Annotated in this window: 18 protein-coding genes and 1 tRNA gene; 12 read left to right on the top strand and 7 right to left on the bottom strand. The window is 64.4% G+C overall.

What is annotated here, in order from left to right; all coding sequences use genetic code 11:
- Positions 1-10: 10 nt before the first annotated feature.
- Positions 11-925, top strand: coding sequence for a DMT family transporter (locus B6V74_RS08510; RefSeq protein ID WP_088722522.1), 915 nt, complete (start codon positions 11-13; stop codon positions 923-925).
- Between the two features lie 5 nt (positions 926-930).
- Here B6V74_RS08510 and minE read toward each other — a convergent pair whose 3' ends face one another.
- From minE to minC, 3 genes are read right to left on the bottom strand one after another with little or no spacing between them, the layout of a single operon-like run.
- On the bottom strand, positions 931-1251 hold the full coding sequence (gene minE / locus B6V74_RS08505) for a cell division topological specificity factor MinE (RefSeq protein WP_075776902.1): 321 nt from the start codon (positions 1249-1251) through the stop codon (positions 931-933).
- Positions 1248-2090 carry a septum site-determining protein MinD gene (gene minD / locus B6V74_RS08500; protein WP_075776903.1) on the bottom strand — a complete coding sequence of 281 codons (843 nt, stop codon included), beginning with the start codon at positions 2088-2090 and terminating at the stop codon, positions 1248-1250. Before minD ends, minE begins: the two co-directional genes overlap by 4 nt.
- Positions 2087-2842, bottom strand: a complete 756-nt coding sequence (minC, locus tag B6V74_RS08495) for a septum site-determining protein MinC (protein WP_088722521.1) — start codon at positions 2840-2842, stop codon at positions 2087-2089. Before minC ends, minD begins: the two co-directional genes overlap by 4 nt.
- A gap of 398 nt (positions 2843-3240) precedes the next feature.
- Between minC and B6V74_RS08490 the strand changes: the two genes are divergently transcribed.
- Both B6V74_RS08490 and B6V74_RS08485 read left to right on the top strand, forming a co-directional pair.
- Positions 3241-5535 (top strand): arginine/lysine/ornithine decarboxylase, encoded by a 2295-nt coding sequence (locus B6V74_RS08490; RefSeq protein WP_075776905.1) that lies wholly within the window; start codon positions 3241-3243, stop codon positions 5533-5535.
- A 102-nt stretch (positions 5536-5637) separates the two neighbouring features.
- A complete protein-coding gene (locus tag B6V74_RS08485; RefSeq protein WP_240497074.1) occupies positions 5638-6714 on the top strand; it encodes an alcohol dehydrogenase family protein in 1077 nt (358 codons plus the stop codon).
- A 61-nt stretch (positions 6715-6775) separates the two neighbouring features.
- Here B6V74_RS08485 and B6V74_RS08480 read toward each other — a convergent pair whose 3' ends face one another.
- From B6V74_RS08480 to B6V74_RS08470, 3 genes are all read right to left on the bottom strand, one after another.
- On the bottom strand, positions 6776-6958 hold the full coding sequence (locus B6V74_RS08480) for a hypothetical protein (RefSeq protein WP_146694531.1): 183 nt from the start codon (positions 6956-6958) through the stop codon (positions 6776-6778).
- A 53-nt stretch (positions 6959-7011) separates the two neighbouring features.
- Entirely contained in the window at positions 7012-7317 is a 306-nt protein-coding gene (locus B6V74_RS08475) for a DUF4342 domain-containing protein (RefSeq protein WP_075776907.1), read from the bottom strand.
- A gap of 249 nt (positions 7318-7566) precedes the next feature.
- Positions 7567-7656, bottom strand: a tRNA-Ser gene (locus B6V74_RS08470).
- 182 nt (positions 7657-7838) lie between these two features.
- On the opposite strand from B6V74_RS08470, the gene B6V74_RS08465 reads away from it, so the two are divergent.
- From B6V74_RS08465 to B6V74_RS08435, 7 genes are all read left to right on the top strand, one after another.
- Positions 7839-8804 carry an SPOR domain-containing protein gene (locus tag B6V74_RS08465; protein ID WP_240496971.1) on the top strand — a complete coding sequence of 322 codons (966 nt, stop codon included), beginning with the start codon at positions 7839-7841 and terminating at the stop codon, positions 8802-8804.
- A gap of 15 nt (positions 8805-8819) precedes the next feature.
- On the top strand, positions 8820-9995 hold the full coding sequence (locus B6V74_RS08460) for a D-alanyl-D-alanine carboxypeptidase family protein (protein ID WP_077701284.1): 1176 nt from the start codon (positions 8820-8822) through the stop codon (positions 9993-9995).
- 6 nt (positions 9996-10001) lie between these two features.
- Complete coding sequence (gene tmk, locus B6V74_RS08455; protein WP_088722519.1) at positions 10002-10616, top strand: dTMP kinase; 615 nt, start codon at positions 10002-10004, stop codon at positions 10614-10616.
- Between the two features lie 112 nt (positions 10617-10728).
- The gene (locus B6V74_RS08450; protein ID WP_088722518.1) at positions 10729-11853 is read left to right on the top strand and encodes a DNA polymerase III subunit delta'; all 1125 of its coding nucleotides are present in this window, start codon (positions 10729-10731) and stop codon (positions 11851-11853) included.
- 22 nt (positions 11854-11875) lie between these two features.
- The gene (locus tag B6V74_RS08445) at positions 11876-12694 is read left to right on the top strand and encodes a TatD family hydrolase (protein ID WP_168184196.1); all 819 of its coding nucleotides are present in this window, start codon (positions 11876-11878) and stop codon (positions 12692-12694) included.
- Positions 12691-13494 carry an MBL fold metallo-hydrolase gene (locus tag B6V74_RS08440; protein WP_075776911.1) on the top strand — a complete coding sequence of 268 codons (804 nt, stop codon included), beginning with the start codon at positions 12691-12693 and terminating at the stop codon, positions 13492-13494. Before B6V74_RS08445 ends, B6V74_RS08440 begins: the two co-directional genes overlap by 4 nt.
- Positions 13494-14441, top strand: a complete 948-nt coding sequence (locus tag B6V74_RS08435) for an AEC family transporter (protein ID WP_088722516.1) — start codon at positions 13494-13496, stop codon at positions 14439-14441. The genes B6V74_RS08440 and B6V74_RS08435 overlap by 1 nt, the downstream gene beginning before the upstream one ends.
- 86 nt (positions 14442-14527) lie before the next feature.
- On the opposite strand, the gene irrA is transcribed toward B6V74_RS08435, so the two are convergent.
- Positions 14528-14953: an iron response transcriptional regulator IrrA gene (gene irrA, locus B6V74_RS08430; protein ID WP_075776913.1), complete on the bottom strand. Its 426-nt coding sequence runs from the start codon at positions 14951-14953 to the stop codon at positions 14528-14530.
- 163 nt (positions 14954-15116) lie between these two features.
- Between irrA and fabA the strand changes: the two genes are divergently transcribed.
- Positions 15117-15626 carry a bifunctional 3-hydroxydecanoyl-ACP dehydratase/trans-2-decenoyl-ACP isomerase gene (gene fabA / locus B6V74_RS08425; RefSeq protein ID WP_078520236.1) on the top strand — a complete coding sequence of 170 codons (510 nt, stop codon included), beginning with the start codon at positions 15117-15119 and terminating at the stop codon, positions 15624-15626.
- A gap of 31 nt (positions 15627-15657) precedes the next feature.
- Positions 15658-16887, top strand: coding sequence for a beta-ketoacyl-ACP synthase I (fabB, locus tag B6V74_RS08420; RefSeq protein ID WP_075776915.1), 1230 nt, complete (start codon positions 15658-15660; stop codon positions 16885-16887).
- Positions 16888-16892 lie beyond the last annotated feature (5 nt).

Raw genomic sequence — 16892 nt, 5'->3', positions numbered from 1 at the left:
GGAGCCCATCATGACCAGACATCCGATGTTCGGCATCTTGCTCGCGCTGTTCGGCGCGCTGGCGATTTCGCCCGACACGCTGCTGATGCGCTGGTCGGAGATGAGCGGCGCGCAGATGGTGATGTGGCGCGGCCTGCTGATGGGCGGCGCGATGTGGCTAATCTCGATCGTCGTGCGCAGGCGTCACCTGAAACACGACCTGAAGGCGCTTGCCAGCGGCGCAGGGCTGGCGCTGGTCGCATGCCATTTCTCGAACATGACGCTGTTCGCGGTGGGGATCGCCGCCGCGCCTGTGTCTATCGTGCTGTTCAGCGTCTCGACGGTGCCGGTCTTCGCGGCGCTGCTGTCGCGGCTGATCCTGCGCGAGACGACGCATTGGTCGACATGGCTCGCCATCGCGGCCGTGCTCAGCGGGATCGGGCTTGCGGTCTTCGGCCCCGCCCCGCCGAGCGTTGGCGGCAATCCGATCCTGGGCGCGCTTGCCGGTCTCGGCGTGGCGTTGAGCCTGTCGACGACCTTCGTCACGATCCGGCGCAATCCGCATCTGCCGATCCTGCTCGCCGTTGGCTCCGGGGCCGGGCTGGCCGGGCTCGCGGCGCTGATCTGGACGGGGGGCGCTGCCGTGACCGGCGGTCAGGTCTGGGCGATCGCGCTGGCAGGCGGCGTCGTGCTGCCGGTCTCCTTCATGTCGCTCTCGTTCGCCTCGCGCTACACCTCGGCCTCGAATGTGAGCCTGCTGATGCTTCTCGAGACGATCCTCGGACCGATCTGGGTCTGGTGGGGCACTGGCGAGGCCCCGAGCCGCGCAATGCTGATCGGCGGGGCGATCGTGATCGGGAGCCTTGCGCTCTATCTCTGGCACGCGGGCCATCGTCGGCAAAGCGTCCTCCGGCGCAGCCAGTCAGCCGCGCCGGAGCATCTCTGAACCGCTTACTTCCGGGCTGCCGGCTTGGCAGCCGGTTTCGCGGGCTTCGCGGATTTGGCGGCTTTTTCCGCATCCGACGGCATCTCGATATTGATTTCGAGGCTCGAGATATCGTCGTTGCGCTCCATCCGGATATCGACGCCGTCCTCTTCGATCTCCATGTACTTGCGGATCACGGCGAGGATGTCGCGTTGCAGATCGGGCAGATAGTCGGCCTGCGCCGACCCGCTGCCGCGTTCATGCGCGAGAAGGATCTGCAAACGGTCCTTGGCCGTCTGCGCCGATTTCGCGCGGCGGGGTTTGAGCGAGAAACCGAACAGGCTCATGCGGACCGCCCGAAGAGCCGTCCGATGAAGCCCGGACGCTTCTCGCCCGGAATGCGCATCGGAATATCCTCGCCAAGAAGCCGGCCGACAGCGTCGTCATAGGCGGCGGAGGCGCTCGACGGCTCGTCGAGCACGACCGGCATGCCGGTGTTCGACGCGCGCAGGACGGCGGTGCTTTCGGGCACGATGCCCAGCAGCGGGACTGCCAGAAGCTCCAGCACGTCTTCGACCGTCATCATCTCGCCCTTGTCAATGCGCGACTGATCGTGACGGGTCAGCAGCACCTGCGCCTTGACCGGCTCGCCGTCGGTTTCGGCGCGACGGGTCTTCGACGACAGAAGGCCAAGCACCCGGTCACTGTCGCGCACCGAGGAGACTTCGGGGTTGGTCACGACGACCGCCTCATCGGCGAAGAACATCGCCAGCTGCGCACCGCGCTCGATCCCGGCGGGGCTGTCGCAGATGATGTAGTCGAATTCCTGCCGCAGCTCGTCGAGCACCTTCTCGACGCCCTCTTGCGTCAGCGCATCCTTGTCGCGGGTCTGCGAGGTCGGCAGGATCGAGAGCGTCTCGACCCGCTTGTCCTTGATCAGCGCCTGCTTCAGACGGGCATCGCCCTGAATGACGTTGATGAAATCGAACACGACACGGCGCTCGCAGCCCATGATCATGTCGAGGTTGCGCAGGCCCACGTCGAAATCGATCACGACGGTCTTGTGGCCGCGCTTGGCGAGACCGGCAGAGATTGCGGCGGCCGAGGTAGTCTTGCCCACGCCCCCCTTGCCCGAGGTGATTACGATCACCTTGCCGAGCGGCTTATCATCCTTGAGTTGCGTCATTCGAACGCCTCCACACAAAGTTTGTCATCGTCGAGGTAAACCTGCACGGACTTGTGACGAAGCTCCGCGGGAATGGTTTCGCTCGTTTTGTAAAGGCCCGCGATCGCGAGCAGTTCGGCGTCGAGCTGGCGGCAGAAGATGCGCGCGCTCTCGTCGCCATGTGCGCCTGCCATCGCCCGTCCCCGCAGCGCGCCGTAGACGTGGATATTGCCCGCCGCGACCAGTTCCGCGCCCGAGGCGACGGAGCCGACCACCGTCAGATCGCCATGTTCGGCCACGATCATCTGGCCAGACCGCACCGGCGAGCGCACGATCTTGTTGCGCGCGACCGGCGGCGCCGTCCGCTTCGCCGCGGGCTGCGGCTTTTGCGGCTTCGGCTCGGGCATCGCGGTCTCGCGGCCCACCTTGATCGGGATAATTCCGTAACCTTTCACGGCGCTTAGCTGCGCGTCGGTGGCGTTCTGCGCCCCGAAAATCTGCAGATCGCGCGCGAAGAGGTTGTCGATCATGTCGCGCACGTCGGCCGGTTTCGAAAACTCCGGCACCTGCGCGAAATCGAGCACCATCGGCGCACCGGCCAACAGATGCGGCGTTTTCGCAAGCTGTGCGTCGAGCGCGGCATAGAACGCACCATCGGGCGCGTCGGTCTCGAGCCGAAGCGCGATAGCGGTCAGGAAAAGACCGCGGAACTGAAAAGGCTGAACCGAGACCGGCACAGGCTTCTGCCCGGTCTGAGATAGGGAATCGGACACGAGGGTAACTCGCTTCTGCTCAGGTGTGGGGATGCAGGGTGCACCCGCCTTGTTTTTCTTTGTTGTGTCGGATCGCGCACTGCAAATGCCAGCACAAAATCGCGATGGCCTCTCTACTCGGCTAAATCCTGCCGTCAACCGGAAGTGGACGAAGTTTTCGTGTAAAGACGTACGCTCTGACCGAGATCCTCGGTTGACCCAACGTCGAAAGGCCGGAGCGCCGCCCCGATCAGTTCCGGTCAAGGCCTCCGCGCCCGTTCAAAGCTGATCTGCCCCTGACTCGGCGGGAGGGTCTCCCGCGCGGGCTTGACCTTGCCTATATTCGACTGAAATGAACGGGGCGCGGCGCATGCCGCCCATTCGCCTGCCCCAGCTTGGCCCGAGAGAGGACCCACCTGATGAAATTCCGCTTCCCGATTGTCATCATCGACGAGGATTTTCGCTCCGAAAACACCTCCGGCCTTGGCATCCGGGCACTCGCACAGGCCATCGAGGCCGAAGGTTTCGAAGTGCTGGGCGTCACCAGCTATGGCGACCTGTCGCAATTCGCCCAACAGCAGAGCCGCGCCTCGGCCTTCGTGCTGGCGATCGACGACGAGGAATTCTCCGCCGGTCCCGAACTCGACCCGGCGGTCGAGAAGCTGCGCGCCTTCATCGAGGAAGTGCGTTGGAAAAACGCCGATGTGCCGATCTTCCTGCATGGCGAGACGAAGACCTCGCGCCATCTGCCCAACGACATCCTGCGCGAACTGCACGGCTTCATCCACATGTTCGAGGACACGCCGGATTTCGTGGCCAAACACATCATCCGTGAGGCGAAAAGCTATCTCGAAAGCATCCAGCCGCCTTTCTTCAAGCAGCTTCTCGACTATGCCGAGGACGGCTCCTACTCGTGGCACTGCCCGGGGCACTCGGGGGGCGTGGCCTTCCTGAAATCGCCCATCGGGCAGATGTATCACCAGTTCTACGGTGAGAACATGCTGCGCGCCGATGTCTGCAACGCGGTAGAGGAGCTGGGCCAGCTGCTGGACCATAACGGCGCGATCGGCGCGTCCGAGCGCAACGCCGCGCGGATCTTCAACTCCGATCACTGCTTCTTTGTGACCAACGGCACCTCGACCTCGAACAAGATGGTCTGGCACCACACGGTGGCCCCGGGCGACGTGGTCGTGGTCGACCGCAACTGTCACAAGTCGATCCTGCATGCGATCATCATGACCGGCGCGATCCCGGTCTTCCTGAAACCCACGCGGAACCACTGGGGCATCATCGGCCCGATCCAGCGCTCGGAATTCGAGCCCGAGGCGATCAAGGCGAAGATGCGCGCGAACCCGCTTCTGGCCGATTACGACATCGACGCTGTGCAGCCGCGGATCATGACCCTGACGCAGTCGACCTATGACGGCGTGCTTTACAACACCGAGGTGATCAAGGGGCTCCTCGACGGCTGGGTCGACAACCTGCATTTCGACGAGGCGTGGATCCCCCATGCCGCCTTCCACCCGTTCTACGGCCAGTATCACGCGATGGGCCGCAAGCGTGAGCGCACGGCCAAGTCGATCACCTATGCGACGCAATCGGTGCACAAGCTGCTCGCCGGGATTTCCCAGGCGAGCCACGTGCTGGTGCAGGACAGTCAGGAGGAAAAGCTCGACCGGCACCTCTTCAACGAGAGCTACCTGATGCACACCTCGACCAGCCCGCAATATTCGATCATCGCAAGCTGCGACGTGGCGGCGGCGATGATGGAGCCTCCGGGCGGCACCGCGCTGGTGGAGGAAAGCATCGTCGAAGCGCTCGATTTCCGCCGCGCCATGGTGAAGGTCGAAGAGGAATACGGCCCCGAGGACTGGTGGTTTCAGGTATGGGGCCCGACCGATTTCCGCGCGGATGGCGACGGGATGGCCGAGACCCGCGACTGGGTTCTCAAGAAGACCGATGCCGAGGGCGTCGAGACTACCGGGTCGGATAGCTGGCACGGCTTTGGCGACATGGCGCCGGGCTTCAACATGCTCGACCCGATCAAGGCCACGATCATCACCCCCGGCCTCGACATCGAAGGGCATTTCGACGACAGCGGCATCCCGGCCTCGATCGTGTCGAAATACCTCGCCGAGCATGGCGTCGTGGTCGAGAAGACCGGGCTTTACAGCTTCTTCATCCTGTTCACAATCGGCATCACCAAGGGCCGCTGGAACACGCTCCTGGCGGCTCTCCAGCAGTTCAAGGATGATTACGACAAGAACCAGCCGCTGTGGCGCGTGATGCCGGAGTTTTCCGCGAAATTCCCGCGCTACGAGCGCATGGGGCTGAAAGATCTCAGCCAGCACGTCCATTCGCTTTACGCGAAATACGATGTCGCGCGGCTCTCGACCGAGATCTACCTGACCGACCATCACCCCGAGATGACGCCGTCGGAGGCCTTCTCGCATATCGCGCGGCGCAAGACCGAACGTGTCTCGATCGACGAGTTGGAAGGCCGGATCACGACGAGCCTCGTGACCCCCTACCCGCCGGGCATCCCGCTATTGATCCCAGGCGAGGTCTTCAATTCGAAGATCGTCGAATACCTGCGCTTCAATCGTGAATTCGCGCATGAATGCCCTGGCTTCGAGACCGACATCCACGGCCTCGTGACGGAGACCGGCGAGGACGGCAAGACGCATTACTTCGCGGATTGCGTGGCGCGCTGAGGCGGCACGCCTAAGGTCGAACGAACAAAGGGCGCGGCTCGGTTTATCCCGACCGCGCCCTAACTCATTTCACGGACGGATCGGTTTCGAGAGGAAAGCAGCATGAGCGACATCCCGAAGGGCACGATGATGGCCGTGGTCACGACCGGCACGGGTGGCTACGAGCGGCTCGAATACCGCGAGGTTGCGATGCCGGAGCCGGGGCCCGGCGAGGTGCTGCTGCAGGTGCTGGCGGCGGGCATCAACAACACCGACATCAACACCCGACTGGGCTGGTATTCTTCTGAGGTCAAATCCGGCACGCAGGAGTCGCGCGAGGACGCCGAGCATGCCGATGGCGGCTGGAGCGGGGCCACGCCTTTCCCGCTTATCCAAGGCACCGATTGTTGTGGGCGGGTCATCGCGGTGGGAGAGGGTGGCGATGAAGCCCTGATCGGCACTCGCGTACTGGTGCGGTCCTGCATGCGCCAAAACGGTTTCTCCTCGATGGACACCGTCTGGCTCGGCTCCAATTTCGACGGGGCCTTCGCGCAATACGTCAAAGTGCCCGCAGGCGAGGTCTTCGCCATCGACAGCGACTGGAGCGACGCCGAACTCGCCACCCTGCCCTGCGCCTACGGCACCGCCGAGAACATGATCCACCGCGCGGTCGTCACCGCGGGCGAGCGCGTGCTGGTGCCAGGCGCCTCGGGCGGCGTTGGCTCGGCGCTGATCCAGCTTCTCAAACGGCGCGGCGCGGAGGTGATCGCTGTCACCAGCGCCGCCAAGCGCGAGATGGTGCTGGAGATCGGCGCGGATCAGGTGCTCTGTCGCGAAGACGATCCCGTAGCGGCAATCGGCGAGAACAGCGTGGATGTCGTGATCGACAACGTCGCCGGGCCGGGTTTCGGGACGATGCTGAAACTGCTCCGGCGCGGCAGGCGCTATGCCTCCTCCGGCGCGATTGCCGGACCAATCGTGGAGCTGGACATGCGCGACATGTATCTCAAGGACATCACCCTGATCGGCTGTACCGCATGGGACGAACCCGTCTTCGGCAACCTGATCTCCTATGTCGAGAAGGCCGAAATCCGCCCCTTGCTGGCGGCCACCTACCCGCTCGATCAGATCGCCGAGGCGCAGAAGGTGTTTCAGCAAAAGCGACACGCCGGGAAGATCGTGCTGATCCCGGGGCCGTAAAGTGTCGAAACGGCAGACCCGGGTCGGACTCGGCCGTGCGGATATTACCCGGTATCGGTCGTCACTTGCCGGGATCGGGGGGATCGGTGAACACCCGCACCAGCATCGTGCCGACGATCCACACTCCGAAGGTCAAGACGATGGTGGCGCCGGTGCTCAGGTAACCGCCGACAAAGCCGGCCAGCGCGATCACGACGCCGATGGCGCCGACGAGCCCGACCAACTCATGTCTTTTCTGGCGCAAGCCCATCGGTCTGCCCCCGTCCTCATGCTCTGCCGGGCCGTCCGGTCCGGCCCCTACGCGTTCTTCTGATCGTCCTCGTCGGCCTCCTTGACCCGCTCGATCTCCACCTTGACCCGGGTGACGAGCCCCGCGATCACGCCGAGGACGGCCAGCCAAGGCGCGGCGAGCACCACGACCCCGCTGACGGCGAGGCTGAGATTGAGGGGTGCCTCGACGAAGGGATCCCCGTCGGCGGAGCTGATACGCAGCTGGCGCACGCTCCCCTCTTTCGCCAATTCCTTGATGCGATCGACGAGTTGGCTTCCCGCCACCTCGATTTCTTCCCAGGCGGTACGGTCTGACTTCTTGTCGTCTTCCATCGAACTGTTCCTCTTCAAGGGGTAACATAGAGGCGATTGTAGCAGCGCGCTTGCCACAGGTTGATGCGACAGCGCGATCACAGGTGACCGCTTCCCGCTGCGCAGATGGAGAGAAACACGATTTTGCGACTTCCGCCTTGATCTTCATCAGGCAAGGCCGGAAAGGGCCACTCGCAGATCGGGAGATCGCAGTCACTCTCCCTCCGGAACGGCCCCGCTGCCCGGTCAGATTGCGGGTTTGCATGCAAGTGGCGGAGGAGGTGGGATTCGAACCCACGGTAGGCTTTCACCTACGTCGGTTTTCAAGACCGGTGCATTAAACCACTCTGCCACTCCTCCGACGGGTCTCGCTTAGACCGCTTCACGCGATTCTGAAAGTCTCGCGCGCCGATTTCCGCGCGTGGGCGTTGGGGCCGCTTTTCACGGGCTCTGCAAATCGCTAGGATCGCGCGCAAGGCATGGCGCAAGCGGTGCAGACGCGCAGGCAAGAGGCGGGCGAACCGCGCGAGAAGGGGCACAGGATGAGTGAGCAGACGGGAATGACGCGCAAGCGTGTAACGGGCTTTGCCCTTATGCTGGGCGCGGGGATCGCGCTGGCGGGCTGTCAGGAGAGCGGCGGCTCCCCGTTCGGGCTTTTCAAGAAGAAGCCGACCGATGAGACCGCGGCGCCCGGTGCGGCCGAGGCCGTCACCGAGAACGGCCAGAAGATGATCGAGCGAGATGTCGAAGCGCCGCAGGTCTTCTCGGTCGACGAGAAGGGCCTGTGGGACGGGCGTCCCTCGCTCGGCGGAGTCTGGGTCGCGCATCCGAACGTGAAGGATCCCGAGCGGGTGATCATCCGCAACCCGTCGAACGGCAAATTCGTGATCGGGGCCCTGTTCAAGCGCGAAAACGACAATCCGGGACCGAAACTGCAGGTCAGTTCCGACGCGGCCAATGCGCTGGGACTTCTGGCGGGCGCGCCGACCGAGCTGTCCGTGGTGGCGCTGCGCCGAGAGACGGTTCCGGTCAAGCAAGACAACCCCGCGCCGCTCGTCGACAAGCCGGTGATCGCGGCCCCCGAGGCGGTGGAACGGAAGTCGCTCGACGAGGTAACCTCGACTGCCGCGGCCGGGATCGCCAAGGCGCAGGGCACGCCGAAGCCCACGGCCAAGCCGGTCAAACCCGCGATCGGCGCGCCGCCTGCCCCGGCACCCGCCCCGGCAGCACCGGTGGCCGCAGCGGCTCCACAACCCAGCACGCCGAAGATGAGCACTGGCGCTGGTTATATCCAGATCGGTATCTTTTCCGCCGAGGCGAATGCGAAACGCGCCCAGAGCCAGATGGCGAAGGCCGGCGTGATCGCCGAGATCGTAAAGGAACAAAGCCATTCCAAGACCTTCTGGCGCGTGATCGCGGGCCCTGCGCCCACGAAATCCGACCTCGACGCGCTCAAGACCAAAATTCACGGGCTGGGCTACCCCGACGCCTATCCCGTCTCGAAATAGGACTACGCAGAAGATATGACCTTCATTCGCCTGATCGCCGCCACACTTGCAGCCTGCCTGTTCGCCCTGCCCGCCGCCGCTTTCGACACCAAGGCTCATGCCGCTTGGGTCTATGACCTCTCGACCAAGACCGTCTTGATGGCGAAGAACGCGGATATCCCGCTGCCGCCGGCCTCGATGTCGAAACTGATGACGCTCGATCTGCTGTTCGAGGCGCTGGAAGACGGTCGGGTGACGATGGACACAACCTTCCCGGTGTCCGAGCATGCGCAATCGATGGGCGGCTCGACGATGTTCCTCAACACGACCGACCGCCCCACCGTGCGCGACCTGATCCAGGGCATCATCATCAACTCGGGCAACGACGCCTGCGTCGTGGTGGCCGAGGGGCTGGCGGGCTCGGAGTCCTCCTTCGCCGATCTGATGACCAAGCGCGCGCATGAACTGGGCATGAAGAACTCGATGTTCGCCAACTCGAATGGCTGGCCCGACCCCGGTCAGCGCATGTCGGTCCACGATCTCGGTATCGTCGCAAGCCGGATCATCACCCATTTCCCGCAATATTATCACTTCTTCAGCGAGACCCATTTCAACTACAAGGATCGCGCCCCGGCCAATGCCGAGAACCGCAATCCGCTTCTGGACATCCGCGCCGCCGACTGGAAGGCCGACGGCATGAAGACCGGTCACACGCAGGAAGCGGGCTACGGCCTCGTGGGATCCGCCGTGATGGGCGAGCGTCGCATCGTCTTCGTCCTCGCGGGCATGGATTCCGAACAGGCGCGTCGCTCGGAAGGCGAAGCGGTCGCGAACTGGGCCTTCCGTCAGTTCGTGATGAAGGATGTTGCCAAAGCGGGCACCAAGCTCGCAGAAGCGCCGGTGTGGCTGGGCGGGAAGTCGACCGTCGGTCTCGCGCCGAAAACCGATCTGTCGCTGCTGATCCCCGCCGGCGCGAAGGACAAGGTCAGCGCCGAGGCCGTGTTCAAAGGCCCGCTGCAGGCGCCGATCAAGCAGGGTCAGGAGGTCGGCAAGCTGGTGATCACCGTGCCCGGCCTCGACAATGCCAACGAAATCCCGCTGGTCGCCACCGAGGACGTCAAGAAGGGCGGCTTCGTCGTGCGCGTGAAAGCGGCTCTGGCGCGGCTCTCGGGCAAGGCGTTCGAAGCGGCGATGGAACGGGTGAACAGCTAAACGCGCATGTTCATCAGCTTCGAGGGGATCGACGGATCGGGTAAATCCACACAGGCGCGGATGCTGGCCGAAACCCTGCGGGCTGCGGGGCGCGAAGTCGTTCTGACCCGCGAACCCGGTGGCTCCCCGGGGGCCGAGGAAATCCGTCGGCTGGTTCTCGAAGGCGATCCCGACCGCTGGTCGGCCGAGACCGAGATCCTTCTGTTCACCGCCGCGCGCCGCGACCATCTGGAGCGCGTGATCGAACCGGCACTGACCGCCGGAAAGGTCGTGATCTGCGACCGCTTCGCAGATTCGACCCGGATGTATCAGGGTCTCTCGCGCGGGGATCTGCGCGCGGTCGTCGATCAGCTGCACGCCCTGATGATCGGGCGCGAGCCGGACCTGACCGTGCTGATCGACATCGACCCCGCCACCGGCCTCGCCCGCGCCAAGGGGCGCCAGGGCACCGAAGAACGTTTCGAGGATTTCGGCGTCGGCTTGCAGAAAAAGATGCGCGCGGGGTTCCTGTCTCTGGCCGAGGAATTCGCGGACCGCTTCCGCGTGATCGACGGTGCGCGAGAGGCGGATGAAATTGCCGCCGATGTGCTGAGCGCCGTGCAGGCGGAACTGCACAACTAGGGGCCGAGGGGGTGCGACCCGGGGCTGCTCGCCCCGCGCCGATAGCCGAGCCCCCGAGCCTTACGCGAAAACCCCGCTGGAAACCGCCCGCGCGCGCATTTAGAGTGCCGCCATGAGCCTCGCCGATCTCCCCGATCCGACCCTTGCGCCCGGTGCGCGACACCCGCGCGACACGCTGCGTCTGGTGGGTCAGGCGCGGGCCGAAGAGGGCTTTCTCGACGCGTACAACATGGGCCGGCTGCATCACGGCTGGCTGCTGACCGGACCGCGCGGCGTGGGCAAGGCGACGCTGGCATGGCGGATCACCCGCTTTCTGATGACCCAACCCGAAGAGGATGGGCCGGGCCTGTTCGGCGAACCGGAACGCCCCACCAGCCTCGAGCCCGATCCGAACCACCCGGCGCTCAGTCGTATCCACGCCGGATCGGAGCCCGGTATCTTTGTGCTCAAACGCGGGCCCAACGCCACCGAATCCGCGCTGTCGCAGGACATCCGTGTCGACGAGGTGCGCAAGCTGCGCTCCTTCCTGCATCTGTCTGCCGCCGAGGGCGGGCGACGCGTGGTGATCGTCGATGCTGCCGACGAGATGAACACGCAGGCCGCTAACGCGCTCCTGAAACTACTCGAAGAGCCGCCGCCGCGGGTGACCTTCCTGTTGATCGCGCATCAGCCGGCGCGGCTGCTGCCAACGATCCGCTCCCGCTGTCGCGAATTGCGACTGGGCACGCTCTCGGCCGAGCAGATGGAAGCCGCGATTGCCGCCGCCGAGGAAGATGGCGAGCCACCGGACCTCGACCACCACGCGCTGGCCGCGCTCTCGGGCGGCTCCGTCGGCGCCGCGATCCGGCTGATCAATCAGGACGGCATGACGACCTATGCCAAGCTCGTCGACCTGATGGGCACCCTCCCCCGGCTCGACCGTCTGGGCGCGCTGGCGCTGGCCGAAAGCTGCGTGGGCAAGGCGAACGAGAACCGCTTCATCCTCGTGCTCAACCTGATCGACCTCTTTCTCTCGCGTGCCGCGCGCGCGGGCGTGATGGGACCGCCCCACCCCGAGGCCGCCCCCGGCGAGGCACAGCTTCTCGCACGATTGTCGCCCGACGATCAGGCAGCGATGAAATGGGCCGCCCTTCATCAGAGCATGGGCGCACGCGCCGCCCACGGCCGGGCGGTCAACCTTGACCCTGCCGCGCTCGTGATGGATATCGTCTTGGAGATCACAGCCGCCGCCTCCTGATGCGGCGCGAAAGGAGCCGATTTTGACCCTCCCGCCCGAGATCACAGACAGCCACTGCCATCTCGATTTCCCCGATTTCGACGGTGAGCGCGATGACATCATCGCCCGCGCGAACGCCGCCGGCGTGACCCGGATGGTGACGATCTGCACCAAGCTGAAGAACGAGCCCTCCGTGCGCTCCATCGCCGAGGCGCATAAGGGTGTCTTCTACGCCGCGGGCACCCACCCGATGAGCGTGGCCGAAGAACCGATGGCAACCGTGAACGAGTTGGTGGCGCTGGCGAAGCACCCGAAATTCGTGGGTATCGGCGAGACCGGGCTCGACTATCACTACACCGCCGAGAGTGCCGAGGTGCAGAAAACCTCCCTGCGCCTGCATATCGAAGCCGCGCAGGAAACCGGCCTGCCGCTGATCATCCATTCGCGCGACGCCGATGAGGACATGGAAGCGATCCTGACCGAGGGGATGAAGGCCAAGCCCTATTCCTGTGTCATGCATTGCTATTCGTCGGGGCCGCGCCTCGCGCAGGTCTCTGTCGATCTGGGCTTCTATCTCTCGATGTCCGGCATCGCGACTTTCCCGAAAAGCCAGGAAGTGCGCGACATCTTCGCGAGCGCACCGCTCGACCGGATCCTCGTGGAAACCGATAGCCCCTATCTCGCGCCGCCGCCCTATCGCGGCAAGCGCAACGAGCCCGCCTATACCGCCCACACCGCCAAGGTCGGCGCCGATGTATTCGGCCTGCCGCTGGAGGAATTCGCCGCCGCGACGCAGGCCAATTTCGACCGTTTGTTCTGGAAAGCCGCCGAACATGGCGAACGCGGGAGCGTCGCTGCATGAGCCGGATGCGCTTCACGATCCTCGGCTGTGGCTCCTCGGGGGGCGTGCCGCGCCTTGGCAACAACTGGGGCGAGTGCGACCCGGCGAACCCGAAGAACCACCGGCTGCGCTGTTCGATGCTGGTGGAGCGCGTGTCGCAATCGGGCACGACGCGGGTTCTGATCGACACCACGCCCGACATGCGCCAGCAGCTTCTGACCGCAGGCGTGGGCGAGCTGGACGCGGTGGTCTACACCCATAGCCATGCCGATCACGTCCACGGGCTCGACGATCTGCGCCAGATCGTCTTCAACATGCGCACCCGCCTGCCCGTCTGGGCCGATTCCGATACCGAGACCGCGCTTCTGGACCGCTTCGCCTATGCCTTCGTTCAGCCCTCGGACAGCAATTACAAACCGATCTGCGAGTTGAAATCGATCCATCGCGAGCGGCCTTTCCAGGTCACCGGCGCGGGCGGCTCGATCGAATTTCAGCCTTTCCGGGTCGAGCATGGCAATATCGACGCGCTCGGCTTCCGGATCGGCGGGCTGGCCTATCTGCCCGACGTCTCGGACATCCCCGAAGAGGCTTGGAAACATCTCGACGGTCTGGATTGCTGGGTGCTCGACGCGCTGCGCCGCAAGCCGCATCCGACGCACGCCCATCTGGCCCGCGCGCTGGAATGGATCGAACGCGCCCAACCCGCAAGCGCGGTGCTCACCAACATGCATATCGACCTCGACCACGATGCGGTCGCCAACGAGACGCCCGATCACATCCGCCCTGCCCATGACGGAATGGTTCTGGATTTCGGTCTCTAATGAGCGTCCTGATCAACGTCATCCTGCCGGTCTTCCTCGTGATCGGCTTCGGCTATGTCGTGGCCTTGCGCGGGCTGTTTTCCGAGGGCGCGGTCGACGGGCTGATGCGTTTCGCGCAGAATTTCGCGGTGCCCGTGCTTCTGGCGCGCTCGATCGCGAATCTGGACCTGACGCAGAGCTATAACTGGTCGATGATGGCCGCCTTCTACGCGGGGGCGCTGATCTCTTTCGCGATCGGCATCACCGGCGCGCGCGCGATGGGGCGCACCGGCCCCGAAAGCGTCGCGATCGGCTTCGCCTGCCTGTTCTCGAATTCTCTGCTGCTGGGCGTCCCGATCACCGAGCGCGCCTATGGTACCGATGCGCTGTCGGGCAACTTCGCGATCATCTCGGTCCATTCGCCCTTCCTCTACACGATCGGCATCCTCGCCATGGAGATGGTGCGGTCGTCCGGCACCGGCACGTCGCTCGGGCGCGTCGGCCTCAACGCGCTGATCGGGGTGATCCGGACGCCGCTGGTGATCGGCATCCTGACGGGCTTCGTGATCAAGATACTCACCACATTGACAGGTCAGCCCCTGCCCCATCCTCTGATGGAGGCGATGAACATGATGGCCCGCGCGGCCCTGCCAGCGGCCTTGTTCGGGCTGGGCGGCGTGCTCTATCGCTACCGCCCAGAAGGCGACGCGAAAGCCATCGCGATGATCACCGGCCTGTCGCTGGGTCTGCATCCGGCGATCACCTACGGCCTTGCGCATTTCGGCTTCGGCGTCGACACCGCGTCGCTTCGCTCGGCCACGCTGACAGCGGCGATGGCACCCGGTGTGAACGCCTATCTCTTCGCGAATATCTACGGGGTAGCGCGCAGAGTCGCGGCCTCGGCCGTGCTGATCGCGACGGCATTGTCGATCCTGACGATCTGGGGATGGCTCGCGATCCTGCCGTGAGATTTAGGGCGACGCAATACAGGGGCTCTGCCCCTCTGGCCTACGGCCATTCACCCCGGGATATTTTCGCCAAGAAGAAGCGGCAATCAGGCCTTGCGGACGCGGATCACGACGTCGACGCGGGTAATCTCGGCGCCTTCCGGGGCTTGCGGGATCGAGGCGAGTTTCAGTTCCTCGGCTGGCGCATCCGACAGGCGATTATCGTCTTCCCAGAAGAAATGCGGGTGATCGTCCATGCGCGTATCGAAATAGCTGCGTGCGCCATCGACAGTGATCTCATGCATCAGCCCGGCATCGCAAAACGCCTTGAGCGTGTTGTAGACGGTCGCGAGCGAGACCTTTTCGCCAGCGTCGCACGCGGCCGCGTAGAGGCTTTCGGCGGTGACGTGACGATTTTCCCCATCGCCCACGAGCAATGTGGCCAGCGCCAGTCGCTGACGCGTGGGACGCAGCCCGCCACGGGTCAGCCATTCCTGTCCGCGGCGCTGTTCGGTCGAATTCGTCACAGCCATGTCATGTCTCCTCGGTACCTATATGAGACTTTTCCACTCAGGTTTCAATGCAACCGCGCGAGCGCGGGCCCGAGCGCGCGACCGACGACCGTCGCCCTTGCGCCGCGCGGCCACGCGGTGATAGAGGGATGCAAAAGCACGCCAAAACCGGGAAGGAGCGCCGATGGCTGGGTTTCCGACGAGCTTCGGGAAAGAAGATCTTCTGAAATGTGCACGCGGGGAGCTGTTCGGCCCCGGCAATGCGCAGCTACCGGCGCCGCCGATGCTGATGATGGATCGCATCACCGATATCTCGGGCGATGGCGGCAAGCACGGCAAGGGTCACGTTGTCGCCGAGTTCGACATCACCCCGGACCTGTGGTTCTTCGAATGCCACTTCCCCGGAAATCCGATCATGCCGGGCTGCCTCGGCCTCGACGGGTTGTGGCAGCTGACCGGTTTCAACCTGGGGTGGCGTGGCTGGCAGGGTCGCGGCTATGCTCTGGGCGTGGGCGAAGTTAAGCTCACCGGCATGGTCCGCCCGGATCGTAAAATGCTGACCTACAAGGTCGATTTCACCAAGGCCATTCAGACCCGTCGCCTGACCATGGGTGTTGCCGACGGGATCGTCGAGGCCGACGGTGACGTGATCTACGAGGTCAAGGACATGAAGGTCGCGCTCTCCGAGAGCTGACCCCCATAGACAGACAAGACAGGAGGCCCGCATGCGCCGCGTCGTCATCACCGGTTTGGGCATCGTCTCGCCCATCGGCAACAATGCCGAAGAAGTCACCGCCAGCCTGAAGGCCGGCAAATCCGGCATCGTATTCGCCGAGGATTATGCCGAGCGCGGCTTCCGCAGCCAGGTCAAAGGCCAGCCGAAGATCACGCTCGAGGACCATATCGACAAGCGCAACCTGCGCTTCATGGGCCCGGGCGCGGCCTATAACTTCATCGCGATGGAGCAGGCTCTGGCCGATAGCGGCCTGGAAGAGAGCGACATCTCGAATCCGCGCAGCGGCCTGATCATGGGCTCGGGCGGTCCGTCCACCTCGAACTTCTTCGAGGCGCATCGCATCGTCATGGAGAAGGGCTCGCCCAAGCGGATGGGGCCGTTCATGGTGACCCGCTGCATGAGTTCGACGAACTCGGCCTGTCTGGCCACGCCGTTCAAGATCAAGGGCGTGAACTACTCGATCACCTCGGCCTGCTCGACCTCGGCGCATTGCATCGGCAACGGCACCGAGCTGATCCAGATGGGCAAGCAGGACATCGTCTTCGCCGGCGGCGGCGAGGAGTTGGACTGGACGCTGAGCTGTCTGTTCGACGCGATGGGTGCGATGTCGTCGAAATATAACGACACGCCCGAGCTGGCCTCGCGCGCCTTCGACGCGACCCGTGACGGCTTCGTCATCGCGGGTGGCGGCGGCGTCGTCGTGCTTGAAGAACTCGAGCACGCCAAGGCACGCGGCGCGAAGATCTACGCGGAAGTCACCGGTTACGGCGCAACGTCGGACGGCCACGACATGGTGGCGCCGTCGGGCGAAGGCGGCGAGCGCTCGATGAAGCTCGCGGTCGGCACCCTGCCCGAAGGCCGCAAGATTTCCTATATCAACGCCCACGGCACCTCGACGCCCGCAGGCGACGTGACCGAAGTGCAGGCCGTGCGCCGCGTCTTCGGCGAGGAGAACGTGCCGAAGATTTCTTCGACCAAATCGCTCACCGGGCACTCGCTCGGCGCGACCGGCGTGCATGAGGCGATCTATTCGCTGCTGATGATGGAAAACAACTTCATCGCGGCCTCGGCCAACATCACCGAACTCGACCCGGCGATCAAAGCCGAAGAGATCGCGATGGAGCGGATCGACAATGTCGAATTCGACTCGGTCCTGTCGAACAGCTTCGGTTTCGGCGGCACCAACGCGTCGCTCGTGATGAGCAAATATTTGGACTAACGAAT

The organism is Thioclava sp. F42-5, assembly GCF_002213195.1.
Taxonomy (GTDB): domain Bacteria; phylum Pseudomonadota; class Alphaproteobacteria; order Rhodobacterales; family Rhodobacteraceae; genus Thioclava; species Thioclava nitratireducens.
The sequence above is the reverse complement of the archived record's forward strand: the minus strand, read 5'-3'. Positions and strand labels throughout refer to the sequence as shown.

What these genes read in the sequence shown, in the direction of transcription:
- B6V74_RS08485 (WP_240497074.1), top strand. Translation starts at nt 5,638, where the DNA reads ATGAGCGACATCCCGAAGGGCACGATGATGGCCGTGGTCACGACCGGC.
- fabA (WP_078520236.1), top strand. Translation starts at nt 15,117, where the DNA reads ATGGCTGGGTTTCCGACGAGCTTCGGGAAAGAAGATCTTCTGAAATGT.
- irrA (WP_075776913.1), bottom strand. Translation starts at nt 14,953, where the DNA reads ATGGCTGTGACGAATTCGACCGAACAGCGCCGCGGACAGGAATGGCTG.
- minE (WP_075776902.1), bottom strand. Translation starts at nt 1,251, where the DNA reads ATGAGCCTGTTCGGTTTCTCGCTCAAACCCCGCCGCGCGAAATCGGCG.
- B6V74_RS08510 (WP_088722522.1), top strand. Translation starts at nt 11, where the DNA reads ATGACCAGACATCCGATGTTCGGCATCTTGCTCGCGCTGTTCGGCGCG.
- B6V74_RS08435 (WP_088722516.1), top strand. Translation starts at nt 13,494, where the DNA reads ATGAGCGTCCTGATCAACGTCATCCTGCCGGTCTTCCTCGTGATCGGC.
- minD (WP_075776903.1), bottom strand. Translation starts at nt 2,090, where the DNA reads ATGACGCAACTCAAGGATGATAAGCCGCTCGGCAAGGTGATCGTAATC.
- B6V74_RS08440 (WP_075776911.1), top strand. Translation starts at nt 12,691, where the DNA reads ATGAGCCGGATGCGCTTCACGATCCTCGGCTGTGGCTCCTCGGGGGGC.
- tmk (WP_088722519.1), top strand. Translation starts at nt 10,002, where the DNA reads ATGTTCATCAGCTTCGAGGGGATCGACGGATCGGGTAAATCCACACAG.
- B6V74_RS08460 (WP_077701284.1), top strand. Translation starts at nt 8,820, where the DNA reads ATGACCTTCATTCGCCTGATCGCCGCCACACTTGCAGCCTGCCTGTTC.
- B6V74_RS08475 (WP_075776907.1), bottom strand. Translation starts at nt 7,317, where the DNA reads ATGGAAGACGACAAGAAGTCAGACCGTACCGCCTGGGAAGAAATCGAG.
- fabB (WP_075776915.1), top strand. Translation starts at nt 15,658, where the DNA reads ATGCGCCGCGTCGTCATCACCGGTTTGGGCATCGTCTCGCCCATCGGC.
- B6V74_RS08465 (WP_240496971.1), top strand. Translation starts at nt 7,839, where the DNA reads ATGAGTGAGCAGACGGGAATGACGCGCAAGCGTGTAACGGGCTTTGCC.
- B6V74_RS08450 (WP_088722518.1), top strand. Translation starts at nt 10,729, where the DNA reads ATGAGCCTCGCCGATCTCCCCGATCCGACCCTTGCGCCCGGTGCGCGA.
- B6V74_RS08490 (WP_075776905.1), top strand. Translation starts at nt 3,241, where the DNA reads ATGAAATTCCGCTTCCCGATTGTCATCATCGACGAGGATTTTCGCTCC.